This is a genomic window from Ulvibacter sp. MAR_2010_11, from assembly GCF_002813135.1.
Classification (GTDB): Bacteria; Bacteroidota; Bacteroidia; order Flavobacteriales; family Flavobacteriaceae; genus Altibacter.
The window spans coordinates 2,376,398-2,393,479 of record NZ_PHTY01000001.1 but is presented as its reverse complement, the minus strand read 5'-3'; the positions used below and the strand labels follow the sequence as shown (position 1 = coordinate 2,393,479).

The following is a 17,082-nucleotide window of genomic DNA, read 5'->3' as shown; positions in this document are numbered from 1 at the left end:
AGAAATAATTTTTCGAATGCAGTTTAAACACCCTGAACTACTTTACGCACTTCTTTTACTACTCATTCCTATTTTTATTCATCTATTCCAACTTCGCCGTTTTCAAAAAATCGATTTTACCAATGTAGCTTTTCTGAAAAAAGTGACCATTCAAACACGAAAAAGTTCTCAACTTAAAAAGTGGATTACCTTATTATTACGGATGTTGGCGCTTGCCTGCATCATTCTTGCCTTTGCGCAGCCATTTACCGCTAGCAAATCGGCGCTATCTGCACAAAAGGAAACTGTACTTTATATAGACAATTCATTCAGTATGCAGGCTACGGGAGCGCAGGGGCCATTGTTGCAACGATCTTTACAGGATTTGTATTCACAAGCAGCAGGAACAGAAAAGATTAGCTGGTTTACCAACGATTTCGATCGAAAAAATGTGTCGGTTCAAGATTTTAAAGCTGAAATTCTTTCCGTAGGGTACTCGCAAAAACAACTCACTCCTACCGAAGTACTACTCAAAGCCAATCAGCTGTTTTCAAAGGATGCTAATGCGCAAAAACGCCTGATTTATATATCCGACTTTCAGCTAAAAGCTCCGTTCCCGGAAATTCCGGACGCAGTACAACTTGATGCTGTCCAATTAAAACCGGTTTCTTCTGCGAACATTTCTATCGATTCGGTATATGTGGCTTCAAAATCGGCCGAAACCATCAAACTCAATGTAAGGCTATCGGCTTCCGGAGAAATTAGACAAGACATTCCTGTTTCTTTGTACAACGGCGCGACCCTCATTGCCAAGTCGGGGGTAAATTTTTCAGAAAATAAAACAACTACTCTTACCTTCGATATTGCAAATTCGGAATCATTTCTCGGGAAACTGGAAATTACCGAACCCAACTTACCATTCGATAACGCCTTGTATTTTAGTGTAAATACCCCTAAAAAAATAAAGGTTTTAAGCATTAATGAGGCAAATACCAACTATTTACAACGCTTATTTGATCAGCCTGAATTCGACTACCAGCAGCAAACCGGTACTACGCTGAATTACAATCAAATTCCGGATCAAAATTTTATTGTTCTAAACGAATTGAAAGATATTCCCGCTTCGCTTACCACTGCCCTCAAGTCGTTTACAGATAATGGAGGAAGCGTACTGATAATTCCTTCAGCCGAAGCAAAAATAAACACATACAATGCATTGTTGAACACTTTTGGAGCAGGGACCTTTTCAGAAATAGCAACTCAGGAAAAGAAAATCACTCAGATTGTATTTGACCATCCGCTCTTTAAAAATGTCTTTGAAAAACGTGTGGTAAATTTTCAATACCCGAAGGTAAATTCGTATTTCGAGATACAAACGGGTGCCACTCCGGTATTGCGGTTTGAAGACGGCAAACCCTTTATGCTGCAATCCGGAACCATTTATGTGAGCACAGCACCTATCAATTCTGAAAATTCGAACTTTCAAAACTCTCCATTAATTGTTCCGGCACTATACAATATGGCGCAACAGAGTTTACTATTACCCAAATTGTATTACACCATTGGACGGCAAAACAATTTTTCGGTACCTGTTCAGCTTATGCAGGATGAAATTCTAACCGTAAAAGACAGTACTTTCCGTTTTATTCCGTTACAGCAAACCAAGGCAAACAAGGTGGATATTACCACTTTGGATGAGCCCGGAAAAGCAGGAACCTATCAAATTGAGAAGGAAACGCAGTTTGTAGAAAACATAAGTTATAATTTTAACAGGGCAGAAAGCGTCCTACAATATGCAAATAGTGAGGATTGGCAGGGTGTTACAACACATTCGAATGTAAATGAATTGTTCGACAGTATCGCTGAAGCGAATTCGATACACAGTTTTTGGAAATGGTTTGTTATTTTTGCCTTGCTGTTTCTCGTTTTAGAAATGCTTATCTTAAAATTCTATAAATGAACATACTACTAAAATCGGCTGCCATTGTTGACTCCACGAGTAAACATCATTTAAAAAAACGAGATATACTTATTGAAAATGGAACTATAAAGAAAATTGCAGCTTCCATTGTCAATACCAAGCAGGTTAAGGAGGTTTCTCTACTTAACTTACATGTCTCTCAAGGTTGGTTCGATTCGAGTGTATCGTTTGGAGAACCGGGTTTTGAAGAACGCGAAACTATTAATAACGGATTAAAAACTGCGGCCTACAGTGGATTTGCACACGTAGCTGTTAATGCGAATACTTTTCCGGTAACCGATAGCAAAGGAAACATCAAATTCTTAAAGTCGAAAGCCGAAGGAAATGCGGTTAGCCTCTACCCTATTGGTGCCCTTACCATGGGTAGCAAAGGCGTGGATTTAGCCGAATTATTCGATATGAAAAATGAAGGAGCACTTTCCTTCTACGATTATAAAAAACCCATAGAAAACGCCAATCTCTTAAAAATTGCGCTGCAATACGCTCAAAATTTCGATGGCTTGGTGCAGTCGTTCCCCTACGAAAAATCGGTTTCCCGAAACGGAATGGTAAACGAAGAACTCAACAGCACCCTTTTGGGTTTAAAAGGAATTCCTTCACTTGCCGAAGAACTGCAAATTACCAGAGATCTTTATCTGCTGGAATATACCGGAGGAAAACTTCATATTCCTACCATCTCCACCAAAAAAGCTGTGGCCCTCATTAAAGAGGCGAAAAAGAAGGGATTGAATGTGACTTGTAGTGTAGCGGTTTCAAATCTGTTTCTCACAGACGATGCCCTGGAGAGCTTCGACACAAATTACAAACTACTCCCTCCTTTGCGAACTTCAGAAGATACAAAAGCGCTCCTAAAGGGCCTGAAAGAAGGTACTATTGACGGAGTAACCAGCGATCACGATCCTATCGATATAGAACGCAAAAAAACCGAATTTGATCATGCCGATTTTGGAAGCATCGGACTCGAAAGTTGCTTTGGGGCGCTAAATAAAGTAAGCGGATTCGAAACTGCGGTGGCAGCACTGACCGGGTTAAAGAAAGTCTTCGGTGTAAAGCCAGCTCCAATCGAAGAAGGCAAGAATGCCAATATAACGCTCTTTAATCCGGAAATAAACTGGACTTTTTCTGAAAAAGATATCATTTCTTCCTCTAAAAATGCAGCACTTTTACATTGTAAATTAAAGGGAAAGGCCTACGGAATCTATGCAAACAAAAAACTGGCAGTAAACGGCTAATGGATACAAACCCTTCAGGAAAACAAAAAGCTTTGATTGCATATCTAACTTTTGTAGGAATGCTTATTGCCTATTTTATGAATAGGGACGATAAACATGAGTTTGCAAAATGGCATATTAAAAACATGTTCGGATTGGTAATTCTTTTGTTTGTTTCGGTAGCGCTTCAAAATTATGAAATTGGATTTTATGTGTACTGGATTTCCGTTGGTTTGTGGATTCTATCCTTTGTGATGGCCTTGTTAAACAAACAAAAAGCGATTCCTTTTTTAAGTGAGAAATTTCAGACGTGGTTCACCTTTCTGGACTAGAATAGCATATCTTTAGGTATACTTATTACTCCGTATTAACTTCAACTTATTTTTTATATGGAAAAGGCGTATTTTTTATGTGCTGTCTTCATATTGTGTTGTTTGGCGTGTGACTCACAGGATGAAATTCTAACTCCCGAAGCTGAATTATTATTTAAGAATGCAAGCTCCACTCTCACAAATTCCGAAAAGAACGAAATCTTTACGCTCACTCAATTCCAGGTTGCAAAAAACGGAAAACAGTTTCAATTTAAAGATGGAACAGCTTCGGGGTTTCCTTTTGATGTCGTTGTGTACCCGGTAGATCTAAATAGGGATGGTAAAGAAGAAATCGCCTTGCAATTTGGCAATTCTTTTACATCGGGAGCCGATGGTGTTTCCTACCATCTGTTCATAAAGGATACATCAAAACGATATACTTCAAGTTTTGGGTTCCCGGGAGTGTTGTTACTGGCAACCACCAAAAACATGAATTACCCCGATATTTTAGTTGGAGGTGCCGGTTTCTCCCCATATCCTGTATGGCGATGGAATGGATCTGCCTATGAATATTTCGACACTGTTGAGCGATCGGTGGTCGAATCCATGCCCCCTGTTTTTATAACAGATGCCAGTAAAGCCTATGTTGCTGCGTTAGAAGATCAATAAATGTCCTGCTGCTAAAAATTAGTGTTTCTTCAATATAGAAATTTATTGACGCCTCGCAATAATTAAATCAGATGCCTTATCTTTAAAGGATTTAACTTTTTACTAACCTAAACAAAAGTATTATGACAGAAACTTCTGCAGACAATGGTAAAACCGTTGGTATTATAGCGTATGTATTTCTAATTGGGTGGATTATCGCCTTGGTGATGCACAATGGAAATAAAACCGAATACGGGGCATTTCATATTCGACAAATGTTGGGCATCATGATAGTGGGCTTTGCTCTATATCTTCTAAATGTCGCGCTTATTTTTGCCATTAATATAGGGATTCTTTCCTGGATCATTCAAATAGCAATGCTGGTTTTCTGGCTTTTGGGCTTTATAGGAGCTATTCAAGGAGAAAAGAAACTTGTTCCATTACTGGGAGCGCAGTTTCAGGAATGGTTTAAGGGAGTTGCCTAGGACGTACAATGATTTTTTATAGATGCTGTTTTTTATACTGAATTTGTTTCGGTTATAAAGCGGCATCTTTTATTTTTGTCACATGACAAAACAAACCCTCTTGTTGGAGCACAATTATAAGGCTCCTGTAACTATTTCCGAAAAAGCGCCGGCGATTATTATGCTTCACGGCTTTGGAAGTGATGAAAACGACCTTTTTTCATTTGCATCAGAAATACCTGAAAACTATCATATAATTTCCTTAAAAGCACCCATTGCCATGCAACCCTACGGAAATGCCTGGTACAACATCTATTTTGATGACAATGACGGAAAATTTAGCGATGATGAGCAGGCAATTGTTTCACGGGATCTCATTTCCGATTGTATCGATGATATTATTGAAAAATATCCAGTGGATAAAAATAACATTACCCTCCTTGGTTTTAGTCAGGGAACGATTTTAAGCTTTGCTGTAGCCCTTAGCTATCCCGAAAAAGTAAAAAATGTGATAGGATTGAGTGGTTATATTAATGAAGCCATTTTGACAAAAGATTTTAAAAACAATGATTTTAGTGATTTACATGTGTATACGTCCCACGGCAGTGTAGACATGGTCATTCCAGTAACATGGGCCAGAAAAACGAAACCAATTTTAGATGCTTTGGGTATTGACTGCACCTATTCGGAATTTCCGGTGGGACATGGTGTAGCCCCTCAAAACTTTTTTGAATTCAAAAATTGGCTGGCGACCGTAAATTCGTTGTAATTAATCTATTTAAGTTTACTGTGGATATAACAACGAACCCAATGTATGAAGCTCCAATTCACTGGCTTCGTTAAAGGAATATTCCAAAAGCATTTCTCCCCAATACTTTCCATCCGAAAAATCGGCCAACAGCCATCTGTGATTTAAAAATTTTATTTTATTTACTAACATTGTGCCATTTATACCTGCAAAGGGCACCAAGGGATTACCCCCTTGTTCAAGATTTTGATCGTAAATTGCATCGCTAACAAAGGCTTCAACTGCTTTTGGATCACGGCCGGTGTTTTCAAGATATACCATTGCATTTTCATTGCCCTGTAGCGTAAAATAATTCAAATCGGCCACCAGACTTTGCATATTCAATAATGAATCCTGCGCAACTGTGTACTTTTCGGATAAAGATGTTATTTTCTTTTCCTGAGCTTCAAAAATCGATTTCTCGTTCATGTATTGAAAAATTATAAACAATACAGCAAAAAAGAACAGGTACATAAATATTTTATTCTTCATAATTATAAGGTGATTTTTAAGGTGTCGTAAGCCAGGAATACATTTTCCGGTAGTTGTTTTGAGACTTCATCATGAAAGCCCAGTAAATGACTTATATGCGTTAAATAGGCTCTTTGCGGATTTACTTCCTCAATAAAGTCCAATGCTTCAGACAGACTGAAATGTGACGCATGCGGGTGTTCCCGAAGCGCATTTATAACAAGAATTTTGGTGTTTTTTATTTTTTCAATTTCGGCGTCGGCCATTGTTTTTACATCTGTCAAATATGTAAAATCTTCAATTCTAAATCCTAAAATAGGCAACGTATCGTGATAAGCTTCAACCGGGATTACCTTTTTATCCCCAATGTTGAAAGGCGTTTCCTTATTAATTTCGATCTCGGTGATGGTGGGTGCGCCGGGATACTTATTTTCAGTTTCAAAAATATAGGCAAAACGTTGGTGCAGCGATTTAAAAACTCGTTTATGAGCATAAAAAGGAATGTCTCCTTGCTTAAAATAAAAGGGTCTTATATCATCAATTCCGGCCGTATGATCACTGTGTTCATGAGTAAGTAACACTCCATTTATTCTCGAGCATTTTTCGCGTAACATTTGCTGTCTGAAATCGGGCCCAATGTCAATTACAAAATTAAAATCAGCCCAACTTAACAGGACAGAAACACGCAATCTTTTATCTTTTGGGTTTTCACTTTTACAAACCGGGTGTTCACTGCCAATTACAGGGATTCCTTGTGAGGTTCCGGTGCCTAAAAATGTAATTGTGAGGGGTGATTTCATTCTCACAAAAATAACAGTATTTTTTTTGTTTGCCTATTGTATTTGTTACCTTTGTTATACAATACCCCCTAATAAAAAATTGTTATGCCGGATCACATTTTAGGCGACAAGGAATTTGAAAATATTCCGTCCATAAGAAGTAAGGCTCTTCGGATAAATTTAAACGAAAATATCTACGGAACTTTTGCTGAAATCGGTGCCGGTCAAGAGACGGTCCGAAATTTCTTTAGAGCCGGTGGAGCCTCCGGAACCATTGCAAAAACAATGTCGGCTTACGATAAAGATTTTAGCGATGCCATTTACGGGGAAGAAGAAGACGGACGTTATGTAACAGAATCCCGTCTTAAAAAAATGCTTTCACATGAAATGCAGCTTATTGAAGAGCGTATCATTCGTGAAAAACATCCTAATAAATTATTCTTTGCGTTTGCGAACACCGTTGCTACCATAGATTTTGCTAAGAAATACAAAGGGCATGGATGGCTGGGAATTCGCTATCAGGTAGATCCCAAAGAAGATTATAACGAAATTACTCTTCATATTCGTTTTCACGAAAATGACGCTATGCTACAGCAAATTACGCTGGGAATCCTGGGCGTCAATCTAATCTATGGAGCGTATTATAAGTATGATGCTCCCAAAAAATTGCTGCGTTACCTCTACGATCATATAGACAAGGATAAAATTGAAATCGATACTATCAACTTTTCAGGTCCAAAATTTGAAGATGTTGACAATCGATTAATGAGTTTACAGCTTATTAAAAACGGAATGACCGACGCCATTATGTTTGGTCCCGATGGGAATAATTTGTTGCCCGCCAGAGTGCTTTATAAGAAGAACATTCTTGCATTGCGCGGAAGTTTCAGACCCGTTACCAAGGTAAATATCGACATGTACGAGAAATCGTATGAGATGTTCCTAAACGAAAACAAGGTAGAAAAGGAACGTACTGAAGTTATTTTTGAAATTACACTTTCAAACCTTCGTGCCGAAGGAGAAATAGACGAAGAAGATTTTATGGATCGCGCTCGCCTCCTCTGTTCACTGGGTCATACGGTTATGATTTCCAATTTTCAAGAGTTTTACAAACTCGTGGAATACTTTTCCAGATATACAAAAATGCGCTTAGGACTGGCCATGGGTGTAAACAATCTGGTAGATATTTTTGATGAAAAATACTATCGTCATTTAAGTGGTGGTATCCTTGAAGCCTTTGGAAAGTTATTCTTTAAAGATTTAAAAGTGTACCTATATCCTATGCGGGATGCAGAAACCGGTGAATATACCGATAGTGAAAATCTGAAAGTTCACCCACGTATGAAAGAATTATACAAATTCTTTAAATACAATGGAAAAGTTGTGGATATCAAAGATTTCAATCCTAACATTCTGGATATTTTCTCCAGAGAAGTGCTTACCAAAATTGAAAACGGCGAAGAAGGCTGGGAAGAGATGTTACCTCCCGGAGTATCTGAAATTATTAAAGAAAAATGCTTGTTTAGCTGTATAGCCTCTCCTTCAAAAAAGACCAAAGAAGCTACTAACTAAGTATCTGCTCTGCGTGAATTTTGCTTTTCACGTCATCTATAACCTTGGTCACAATTCCTTTTTCATCGATCACGAATGTAATTCGGTGAATGCCATTAAAGGTGCGTCCCATGAATTTTTTAGGACCCCAAACACCAAAGGCATTGATAACTTCCTTGTTAGTATCGGCTAAAAGCGGATATTGAAATTTATATTTCTTACTGAAATTTTTCTGTTTTCGTTCCGTATCGGCACTCACTCCCAGAATCTCGTATCCTGCCTCTTTCAACACAGCATAGTTATCCCGAAGGTTACAGGCTTCTACCGTACATGTTGGCGTACTAGCAGCAGGGTAAAAGAAAACAACTAATTTCTTTCCTTTGTAATCTGATAATGAGACCGTATTTCCATCCTGATCTGTTGTTGTAAAATTTGGAACAGCTTCTCCTACTTGTAGTATTTTCATTTCCCTTATTTTTGTGTAAAAGTAGCTAAAATGACCAAACAGGAAAAGGTAAACTTCGTTATTAATACCCTAAAGAGCATTTACCCCGAAATTCCGATACCCTTAGACCATAAAGATCCATATACCCTACTGATTGCTGTTTTGCTTTCGGCACAAAGCACCGACGTGCGCGTAAATAAAATAACTCCCTTATTGTTTCGAATTGCCGACAATCCCTACGATATGGTCAAACTTTCGGTGGAAGATATAAGGGAAATTATAAAACCTGTTGGATTGTCTCCCATGAAGTCAAAAGGAATTCACGGACTTTCAGAAATACTAATCGAAAAATACAACGGCAGAGTACCTGCCAGTTTTGAAGCTCTGGAAGCTTTGCCTGCAGTGGGTCATAAAACTGCCAGTGTGGTGATGTCGCAAGCCTTTAATATTCCTGCCTTTCCTGTAGACACGCATATTCACAGGCTATTGTACCGATGGGGATTTTCGAATGGAAAGAATGTGGTTCAAACCGAAAAGGATGCCAAGCGCCTTTTTCCAGAGGATTTATGGAACGAATTACACCTGCAGATTATTTGGTACGGAAGACAATACTCTCCTGCCAGAGGCTGGGATATGGAAAAGGATATCATTACAAAAACCATAGGAAGAAAATCGATCCTTACAGCTTATTACAAAGCAAAAAGAGGTAAATAGAATGCATAAAAAAACCCCGAAAATTGATTTCGGGGTCTTTCCAAAGTTTAGTTTAGAAGTGCTTCAAACTTCAATTTATTATAATCTATAACACTTAAAGCCTTCGAGTAATCCAGAAGAAAACGAATAGTTTCTTCTTTTGGAGCCAAATCTTTATTCACGCGCTCCGTACGTGAGGTTTCAGAGTACATTTTTTGCATAGAACGTAATTTTGAGGTTAATGTTACCTAATAACGCCGCAAAAAATGGATTATTGTATTAGTTCGTTAATATAATATTGTGTTTTTCAATCACCTTCCGCAAATTGATAAGTGCGTAACGCATGCGTCCCAAGGCTGTGTTAATACTCACGCCGGTTTGCTCGCTAATTTCCTTAAAGCTCATATCCTTATAAATTCGCATCATAAGCACCTGTTTTTGGTCCTCCGGAAGTTCTTCAATAAGACGGCGTACGTCGTTTTCAACCTGACCTTTAATCATTTGTTTTTCAATGTTTAATGCACCATCTGAAAGCACAGAAAATATATTGAAATCGTCGTTGTTTTCAAACTTGGGCATCCTGTTATTCTTTCTGAAATGATCAATCACCAGGTTGTGAGCAATACGCATCACCCAGGGTAGGAATTTACCCTCCTCATTGTAGGCTCCTCGTTTTAATGTTTTAATGACTTTAATAAAGGTGTCCTGAAAAATATCTTCAGCGACATCGCGATCGAATACCTTGGAATAAATAAAACTGTAGATTCTTTGCTTGTGGCGCGTGATTAGCTCGCAAAGTGCAGGTTCGTCGCCATTCATATAAGCGCTTACTAAAAGCGCATCTGTTGTTGGGCTTTGCTTCATATCAATACTTTTTAAAATAAACAACTATTACTTTTGGTTGCTTAGTTGTTGTGAATTTTTTATTCTTAAAAGTAGTAATATGCTATAGGCAATAATTTTTATAAATGACGTTAAGTGGGGTAAATATAACAACAAACAATTCACAAATGCAAAAAAAAGTGGGTTTTTTCTTAAAAAAAATATAATTTATGTTAAGGTGTATAGCCGATTTCTATGTAGTATCTTTGCAAAAATCTACTGAAAAACTAGGCAAAAGGTGAATCTCGATACCATAGACACTAAAAAAAACATAGTTATCCAGGGTGCAAAGCTGCATAACCTTAAAAATATCTCGGTTGCCATTCCTCGCAACAAATTAGTAGTGATTACGGGGCTTTCAGGTAGTGGCAAATCCAGTTTGGCTTTCGATACCTTATATGCTGAAGGCCAGAGACGCTATGTAGAAAGTCTGTCGTCCTACGCACGACAATTTCTTGGAAGACTTAATAAGCCGAAGGTTGATTCCATCAAGGGAATCGCTCCTGCAATTGCCATCGAACAAAAAGTAAATGCAACCAATCCGCGTTCAACGGTAGGAACATCCACCGAAATTTACGATTACCTAAAATTATTGTACACCCGTATAGGAATTACCTATTCCCCGGTTTCCGGCAACGAAGTAAAAAAGGATACGGTTAGCGATGTTATCAATTATATTAAATCGTTTCAGGAAAACGAAAAATTACTGTTACTCGCTCCTATTCACCTTGAAGAAGGCCGAAGTATGGAGAACAAACTGCAGGCTCTTGCGCAACAAGGATATGCGAGAGTGAAAATTAATAAGGAAGTCGTTCGGATTGATGAATTAAAAGGCAGTTCTTTTCCCAAAGACATTCAATTGGTAGTAGATCGTATTATTACCAAAAACGAAGAAGATTTTTATAACCGACTGGCAGATGCGGTGCAGATTGCTTTTTTTGAAGGAAAAGGCGAATTGTTCATCGAAAAACTTTCGGATGGATCTTTTCAGGAGTTTAACAACCGTTTTGAAGCCGACGGGATTGCATTTGTGGAACCCAATGTGCATTTATTCAGCTTTAATAATCCGTATGGTGCCTGCCCTACTTGCGAAGGTTATGGCGATGTGATTGGAATTGACGAAGATTTAGTAATTCCAAATACAGCCCTTTCAATTTTCGACAATGCCATCTTCCCATGGCGTGGGGACAGCATGGGTTGGTATAGAGATCAGCTTGTAAACAATGCCTACAAATTCGATTTCCCCATTCACAAACCCTGGTTTGAGCTTTCGGAAGCACAAAAGCAACTCATTTGGGAAGGCAACAAATACTTTGAAGGCCTAAACGATTTCTTTTCATATTTGGAATCTAAAAGTTATAAAATTCAGAATCGGGTGATGTTATCTCGCTATCGCGGAAAAACAAAATGCCACACCTGCCATGGAAAGCGACTGCGTCCCGAAGCCGGGTATGTAAAGATTGACGGAAAGTCGATCCAGGAACTGGTCGAATTACCACTGGACAAAACCGCCGAATTTTTTAAAAATATCACCCTTACCGAATACCAATCGAAAGTTGCCAAACGCTTACTGTTGGAAATTAACAACCGTCTTGCGTTCTTAATGGACGTTGGCCTGAGCTATCTCACCCTCAACCGGAAATCGAACACGCTGTCCGGCGGGGAATCCCAACGAATTAATTTAGCCACTTCGTTGGGGAGTAGCTTGGTAGGTTCTATGTATATTCTGGATGAACCCAGCATAGGACTCCACCCAAAAGACACCGAACGCCTAATTGTGGTTTTACAGGCGTTACGTGATTTAGGAAATACGGTAATTGTTGTAGAACACGACGAAGATATTATGAAGGCCGCAGACGAAATTATCGATATTGGTCCGGAAGCCGGAACTTTTGGAGGGGAAGTTGTCGCAACAGGAACCTACAAAGACATTTTAAAATCCGATTCGCTAACTGCCGGTTACCTCAATGGCACGTTGCAAATTGAAGTGCCCAAAACACGCCGTAAGTGGAAAAATGCAATCACCGTTAAAGGGGCACGACAAAACAATTTAAAAAATATAGATGCGATCTTTCCTTTGGGCGTATTTACCGCTGTCACAGGAGTTTCGGGAAGTGGAAAGAGCACACTTGTAAAAAAGATTCTGTATCCGGCAATCCTCCGTCAAATTGGAGGTTACGGCGACAAACCGGGTCAGTTTTCAGCTTTGGAAGGAAATTTCAGCAGCATTGGCAGTGTCGAATTTATCGATCAGAATCCTATTGGACGCTCCAGCAGGTCGAATCCGGTGACCTATATAAAAGCCTATGACGATATAAGAAACCTGTATGCCTCTCAAAAACTATCGGATATTCGGGGTTATAAGGCAAAGCATTTCAGTTTTAATGTAGACGGAGGGCGCTGTGAGACCTGTAAAGGGGAAGGTGAAGTAACCATCGAAATGCAGTTTATGGCCGATGTGCATCTGGAATGCGATACCTGTAACGGAAAACGCTTTAAAAAGGAAATTCTGGAAGTTACCTATGCCGGTAAAAACATCCACGATTTACTTACTATGACGGTGGATGAGGCTGTTGCCTTTTTTATTGAAAACAAGGAAACAAAAATTGTAACCAAACTACAACCCTTGCAGGATGTAGGGCTTGGTTATGTGCAATTGGGACAAAGCTCCTCTACCCTTTCCGGCGGAGAAGCACAGCGTATTAAACTGGCTTCTTTTTTGGTGAAGGGAACCACCAAGGAAAAGGCGCTGTTTATTTTTGACGAGCCCACTACCGGATTACACTTTCACGACATTAAAAAATTACTGGCTTCCTTTTATGCTCTATTGGACAAAGGCCATACAGTTATAGTAGTTGAGCACAATCTCGACCTTATTAAATGTGCCGATTATATCATCGATCTGGGATTGGACGGTGGCGAAAATGGAGGCCAAATTATGGCGCAGGGAACACCCGAAGAGCTTGTAAAAAATAAGGACTCTTATACTGCTTCTTATTTGAAAGAAAAGATTTAGTATCTTTAAGAATCTCCCTGGTGTTTTAGTGTTCATTTCAATATATCGATATGAAAGTGCTATTTACTTTTCTACTCCTTTTAAGCGTTAACTTCATATATGCGCAGTCCTACCTTCCTATGTTGGAAGACGGGAATACTTGGGGTGTTGTCACTTACGATGTTTATGACCCAACCGTATATTACCAATTCAGTTTAGGTGAGAATGTTCCAATTAATAATTATATTTATAAGAGGGTAAACGTTGACGGAAGTGCTACGGATTGTTTACTCCGTGAAGAAAACGGGAAACTATACTTCTTAAATACATCCAATGTTGAAACAATCCTATTAGATTTTACGCTTGAAGTTGGAGAAGTCTTTGAACACGGCTATTTTTCGTGCTTACCGCGTTGTTGCAACTTAACCGTAGTTTCTATTTCAAGTCAATTTATTGCGGGACAAGATCGGAAGGTACTTGAAATGGAAAATAATTACTATAATGAATTTTGGATTGAAGGAATTGGATCAACAAATGGAGGATTATGTCCTGGACGATCAAATATTGAAGGAGGTAGTGAATTACATTGTTTCAGACATAATGGCGAAATAATACTTTTTAATAATGCAACGGAATGCTTCTTAGGTGTCGATGAATATTTAACAAATCAAATCATCCTCTACCCCAACCCGGTTAAAAACATTTCCATCCTTCAGCTACCCACTAAAGCAGCTGTTGACCAAATTAAAATTTTTAACCATAATGGAAAACTCGTTAGAGATGAAAAAATAACAAAGGAGTATGTTACCATTAGCAATATGGATTACGCCTCAGGTCTGTACTTCTATCAGGTTTTTTCAGAAAATAAACTGCTAAAAACAAACAAGTTTATTGTACAATGAAAATCCATTCTTTAACAATAGATTACCACTTTAAATTATTTTTTGGCACGATGATTGTAATTTAGTTTACAGAGTTACTTAGTAGCTCAAAAACATTAGAAAAAGAAAAATAGTTTTTTGGTTGGTTAGTTAAAAATCCGTCGCTCCCGTAAAAAGGTTTGGCGGATTTTTCGTTTACACCTTTCTTTTAAAAATTTCCACTCCTCCAAAACCCCCGTAATATATGAAGTTTACATTTTTGGCACGGTCGTTGGTTACTATTTTAATGTACAAAGCTGACCAAAAAAATTAAAGCAAGTACAACCCTAATTTTAGCAGTATGAAAAATGTAACCACAGTAATTATCGCTCTCCTACTTATAGGAGTCTCAAGTAAGACAGTGGCTTCAAGTATGGTAAGCCCTTCAAATTTCAGCTACGACGGTTCCGCATATATTTTTGTGGAAGGTGGCGTAGAATTTTCAGTCTTCCCGGACGGTCAGTTTGATTTTGTATATCTGGGACGTGACCGAGGCGGAAACGTTAACGTGAATATCAACACCCCGAATGTAAATATTAACTTTAACTCGGGATACGATTACGATACCTACGTGCAGTACGATGATTACGGTGCTGTGATTCAGGTGGAAGATGTGCCAATTTATTATGACAGATACGGTCGTATTTCACAAGCCGGAAATACCGAAATTCAGTATAACGACAGAAGAATTGTCCGTGTAGGCGGATTACATGTGTATTACAATCCCTATGGGCATTTTTCCCACTATACAGGATATATAAACGTTTGGACACCTCATTATATTTATCGTCCATGGCACGTGTACTATGCTCGTCCGTATTACGCAAGTTGTGTGGTGTATGATTATCCATATAGACAATATTACAACCCACACCGTTATAGTTATCATCACCACAGACAGTACTATAAAAACAGACATCGTGTAGCCTATAACAATGGTAGACGTGATTTTCACAGACCAGGAAGTCGTAAGCACTACAAGGATGGTCGTGTAGCTAAAAACAAAGATTACAACCCTAATCGTAGAAATTCGTATGCCTCCGCGAACCCAAGAGGAGAGAGAGATTTAGCTAGAGGAAATTACAATAATGGGAATTCGAAACGTGAGAATACATTATCCAGAAATGGAAACTCATCTAACGGAAACAATTCAGTTAATAGAGGAAGACCCTCCAATGATATAAATTCCGGAAATACAAAAGGCAGACCTGTGGTAAGTCGGGGTAATCCTGATAATGGTAATTCTAAAGGCAGACCTACTGTAAACCGCGGTAATCCGGGTAGCAATAACACCAAAGGCAAGCCTGTTGTGACTCGTGGTAACCCTTCGAAGGGAGATGCAAGAGTTTCCAATAGCTCCAGAGCGTCAAGATCGGGAGATAAGGCAAAAAATACCAGACCTGTAATTTCTCAGCAACGAGGAAATACCTCAAAGGGAAGTACTATAAAAGGTGCTACACAGAATAAACGAAACTCAGCTGCGAAACCTACTTCAAGTAGAAAGCAGGTTACAAAACGCAGCAATTCGTCTAAAGGCTCTTCAGGAACTAAAAGAGAAGGTTCCAACTCACGAAGAGGCGGCGGACAATAAGATTTTTTTGGTTGGTTAGTTGAAACCCCCGTGAGACATCGTGTCGAGCGGGGGTTTCTTTTTATAGTATTGAAATGATTTGAATTCTTAGCAAATGCTTTTTATAATTTGCGCCATTCTACTGGTAAGCTCCCTTCTGCTGAAAGCTTCCACAGACGAGGAAATTTGTGTGAGCGTTCCTTCTGAATACCTTGTATACAGCCGAAGAATTTCCAGCTTTAACTCCTCTTCATTGTAATAGGTAAAAAAGGCACCGCTTCCTGTTTCCGAAACAATCCCGGCCATATCACTTCCTTGAGGCCCTATTGCAATAATAGGTCTTTTGGCGGCGAGGTATTCGAATAGCTTTCCGGGGATGATAGAGCGTGTCTCGGGACGATCCATTTCTATTAACAATAACACTTGCGCTTTATGCTGCAATTGCAATGCTTCGGAATGAGAAACATATCCCAAAATCTCCAAATTATCTTTCAGCTTATATTTTTCGATAGAAGCCAGAATATCTTCACTCACGGTTCCGGCTAATTTCAATACAAGATCCTTTTTAAACATATCGTTTTCCGAAGCAATTTCAGCAAGTACCTTCCATAAGACTTTGGGATTGCGCTCGGATAATAGAGAACCAATATGAGCAAGGGAAAATTTTGTATCCAGCCTCACATTAATTTTTTCTGATATGTCATAGCCGTTGGTTACAACTTCAATGGGTGTATCGGTAATCATTCCGAATTCTGCCTTTGTGGTGGGACTGGTAACAACTACCAAATTAGCTGTATCCAGGACTTTTGCCTCTAATGCTTTGTGTTTTCTTTCTGAAGACTCTGTGAGGCGTAGCGATTTATGATAATGAATCGTTGTCCAGGGATCTCTGAAATCGGCCATCCATGTAACATTTAACTGCTTCTTTAACTCAATTCCAATTAAGTGCAGACTGTGTGGCGGCCCGGAAGTAATAATAACATCGACCGGGTTTTTGGAAAGATATTCCTTTAAAAATCGAACCGAAGGTTGTACCCACCCTACGCGAGCATCGGGAATAAAATAATTTCCCCGGATATACAACAGCATTTTTTCCAGAAAAGAAGACTCTTTTTTGGCGATAATACCACTGCTTATTTGCTTTGTCTTCTTTTTTGAAAGCAGGCCAGCAAAACGATACGGTTCTTTAATGGGAAGACTTATAATTTCAACGTCTTTTGGCACTTCAGCGACAAAGGTCTCATCTATAAGGGGGTAATGCGGATTTTCGGGAATATAAACAATGGGTTCAATTCCAAATTCCTTAAAATATGTTACAAACTTAAGCCAGCGCTGTACTCCGGGACCTCCGGCCGGTGGCCAATAATAGGTAATTACAAGAGCTCGCTTCATACT

General features: G+C 38.9%; 17 protein-coding genes. 11 read left to right on the top strand and 6 right to left on the bottom strand.

Features of this window, described 5'->3' with window-relative positions; genetic code table 11:
* The first annotated feature begins 16 nt into the window (after positions 1-16).
* The 6 genes from ATE92_RS10965 (at position 17) to ATE92_RS10940 (ending at position 5,363) form a co-directional block, all read left to right on the top strand.
* Positions 17-1,939 (top strand): BatA domain-containing protein, encoded by a 1,923-nt coding sequence (locus ATE92_RS10965; protein ID WP_100803754.1) that lies wholly within the window; start codon positions 17-19, stop codon positions 1,937-1,939.
* A complete protein-coding gene (locus ATE92_RS10960; protein WP_100803753.1) occupies positions 1,936-3,192 on the top strand; it encodes a dihydroorotase family protein in 1,257 nt (418 codons plus the stop codon). Before ATE92_RS10965 ends, ATE92_RS10960 begins: the two co-directional genes overlap by 4 nt.
* Positions 3,192-3,503, top strand: coding sequence for a hypothetical protein (locus ATE92_RS10955; RefSeq protein WP_100803752.1), 312 nt, complete (start codon positions 3,192-3,194; stop codon positions 3,501-3,503). The genes ATE92_RS10960 and ATE92_RS10955 overlap by 1 nt, the downstream gene beginning before the upstream one ends.
* A gap of 57 nt (positions 3,504-3,560) precedes the next feature.
* A complete protein-coding gene (locus ATE92_RS10950) occupies positions 3,561-4,151 on the top strand; it encodes a hypothetical protein (RefSeq protein WP_157809622.1) in 591 nt (196 codons plus the stop codon).
* Positions 4,152-4,273: 122 nt separating this feature from the next.
* A complete protein-coding gene (locus ATE92_RS10945) occupies positions 4,274-4,615 on the top strand; it encodes a hypothetical protein (RefSeq protein ID WP_100803750.1) in 342 nt (113 codons plus the stop codon).
* 82 nt (positions 4,616-4,697) lie between these two features.
* Entirely contained in the window at positions 4,698-5,363 is a 666-nt protein-coding gene (locus ATE92_RS10940; protein ID WP_100803749.1) for an alpha/beta hydrolase, read from the top strand.
* 15 nt (positions 5,364-5,378) lie between these two features.
* Here the strand turns inward: ATE92_RS10940 and ATE92_RS10935 are convergent, their stop codons facing one another.
* Entirely contained in the window at positions 5,379-5,873 is a 495-nt protein-coding gene (locus ATE92_RS10935; RefSeq protein WP_100803748.1) for a hydrolase, read from the bottom strand.
* Between the two features lie 2 nt (positions 5,874-5,875).
* Entirely contained in the window at positions 5,876-6,652 is a 777-nt protein-coding gene (locus tag ATE92_RS10930) for an MBL fold metallo-hydrolase (protein WP_100803747.1), read from the bottom strand.
* 84 nt (positions 6,653-6,736) lie between these two features.
* On the opposite strand from ATE92_RS10930, the gene ATE92_RS10925 reads away from it, so the two are divergent.
* The gene (locus ATE92_RS10925) at positions 6,737-8,203 is read left to right on the top strand and encodes a nicotinate-nucleotide adenylyltransferase (protein WP_100803746.1); all 1,467 of its coding nucleotides are present in this window, start codon (positions 6,737-6,739) and stop codon (positions 8,201-8,203) included.
* Here ATE92_RS10925 and bcp read toward each other — a convergent pair.
* On the bottom strand, positions 8,196-8,648 hold the full coding sequence (gene bcp, locus ATE92_RS10920) for a thioredoxin-dependent thiol peroxidase (protein ID WP_100803745.1): 453 nt from the start codon (positions 8,646-8,648) through the stop codon (positions 8,196-8,198). The two genes, ATE92_RS10925 and bcp, sit on opposite strands and share 8 nt — an antisense overlap.
* A 30-nt stretch (positions 8,649-8,678) precedes the next feature.
* Here bcp and nth point away from each other — a divergent pair, with 30 nt between their 5' ends.
* A complete protein-coding gene (gene nth, locus ATE92_RS10915) occupies positions 8,679-9,341 on the top strand; it encodes an endonuclease III (protein ID WP_100803744.1) in 663 nt (220 codons plus the stop codon).
* 47 nt (positions 9,342-9,388) lie between these two features.
* Here the strand turns inward: nth and ATE92_RS14095 are convergent, their stop codons facing one another.
* Both ATE92_RS14095 and ATE92_RS10910 read right to left on the bottom strand, forming a co-directional pair.
* The gene (locus tag ATE92_RS14095; RefSeq protein ID WP_198515619.1) at positions 9,389-9,541 is read right to left on the bottom strand and encodes a hypothetical protein; all 153 of its coding nucleotides are present in this window, start codon (positions 9,539-9,541) and stop codon (positions 9,389-9,391) included.
* Between the two features lie 58 nt (positions 9,542-9,599).
* Positions 9,600-10,184, bottom strand: coding sequence for an RNA polymerase sigma factor (locus ATE92_RS10910; protein ID WP_100803743.1), 585 nt, complete (start codon positions 10,182-10,184; stop codon positions 9,600-9,602).
* A gap of 256 nt (positions 10,185-10,440) precedes the next feature.
* On the opposite strand from ATE92_RS10910, the gene uvrA reads away from it, so the two are divergent.
* From uvrA to ATE92_RS10895, 3 genes are all read left to right on the top strand, one after another.
* The gene (gene uvrA / locus ATE92_RS10905) at positions 10,441-13,218 is read left to right on the top strand and encodes an excinuclease ABC subunit UvrA (RefSeq protein ID WP_100803742.1); all 2,778 of its coding nucleotides are present in this window, start codon (positions 10,441-10,443) and stop codon (positions 13,216-13,218) included.
* Between the two features lie 50 nt (positions 13,219-13,268).
* Positions 13,269-14,099 (top strand): T9SS type A sorting domain-containing protein, encoded by an 831-nt coding sequence (locus ATE92_RS10900; RefSeq protein ID WP_100803741.1) that lies wholly within the window; start codon positions 13,269-13,271, stop codon positions 14,097-14,099.
* 319 nt (positions 14,100-14,418) lie between these two features.
* Entirely contained in the window at positions 14,419-15,708 is a 1,290-nt protein-coding gene (locus ATE92_RS10895) for a hypothetical protein (RefSeq protein WP_100803740.1), read from the top strand.
* Positions 15,709-15,795: 87 nt separating this feature from the next.
* Here the strand turns inward: ATE92_RS10895 and ATE92_RS10890 are convergent, their stop codons facing one another.
* A complete protein-coding gene (locus ATE92_RS10890; RefSeq protein WP_100803739.1) occupies positions 15,796-17,079 on the bottom strand; it encodes a glycosyltransferase family 4 protein in 1,284 nt (427 codons plus the stop codon).
* Positions 17,080-17,082: the final 3 nt, after the last annotated feature.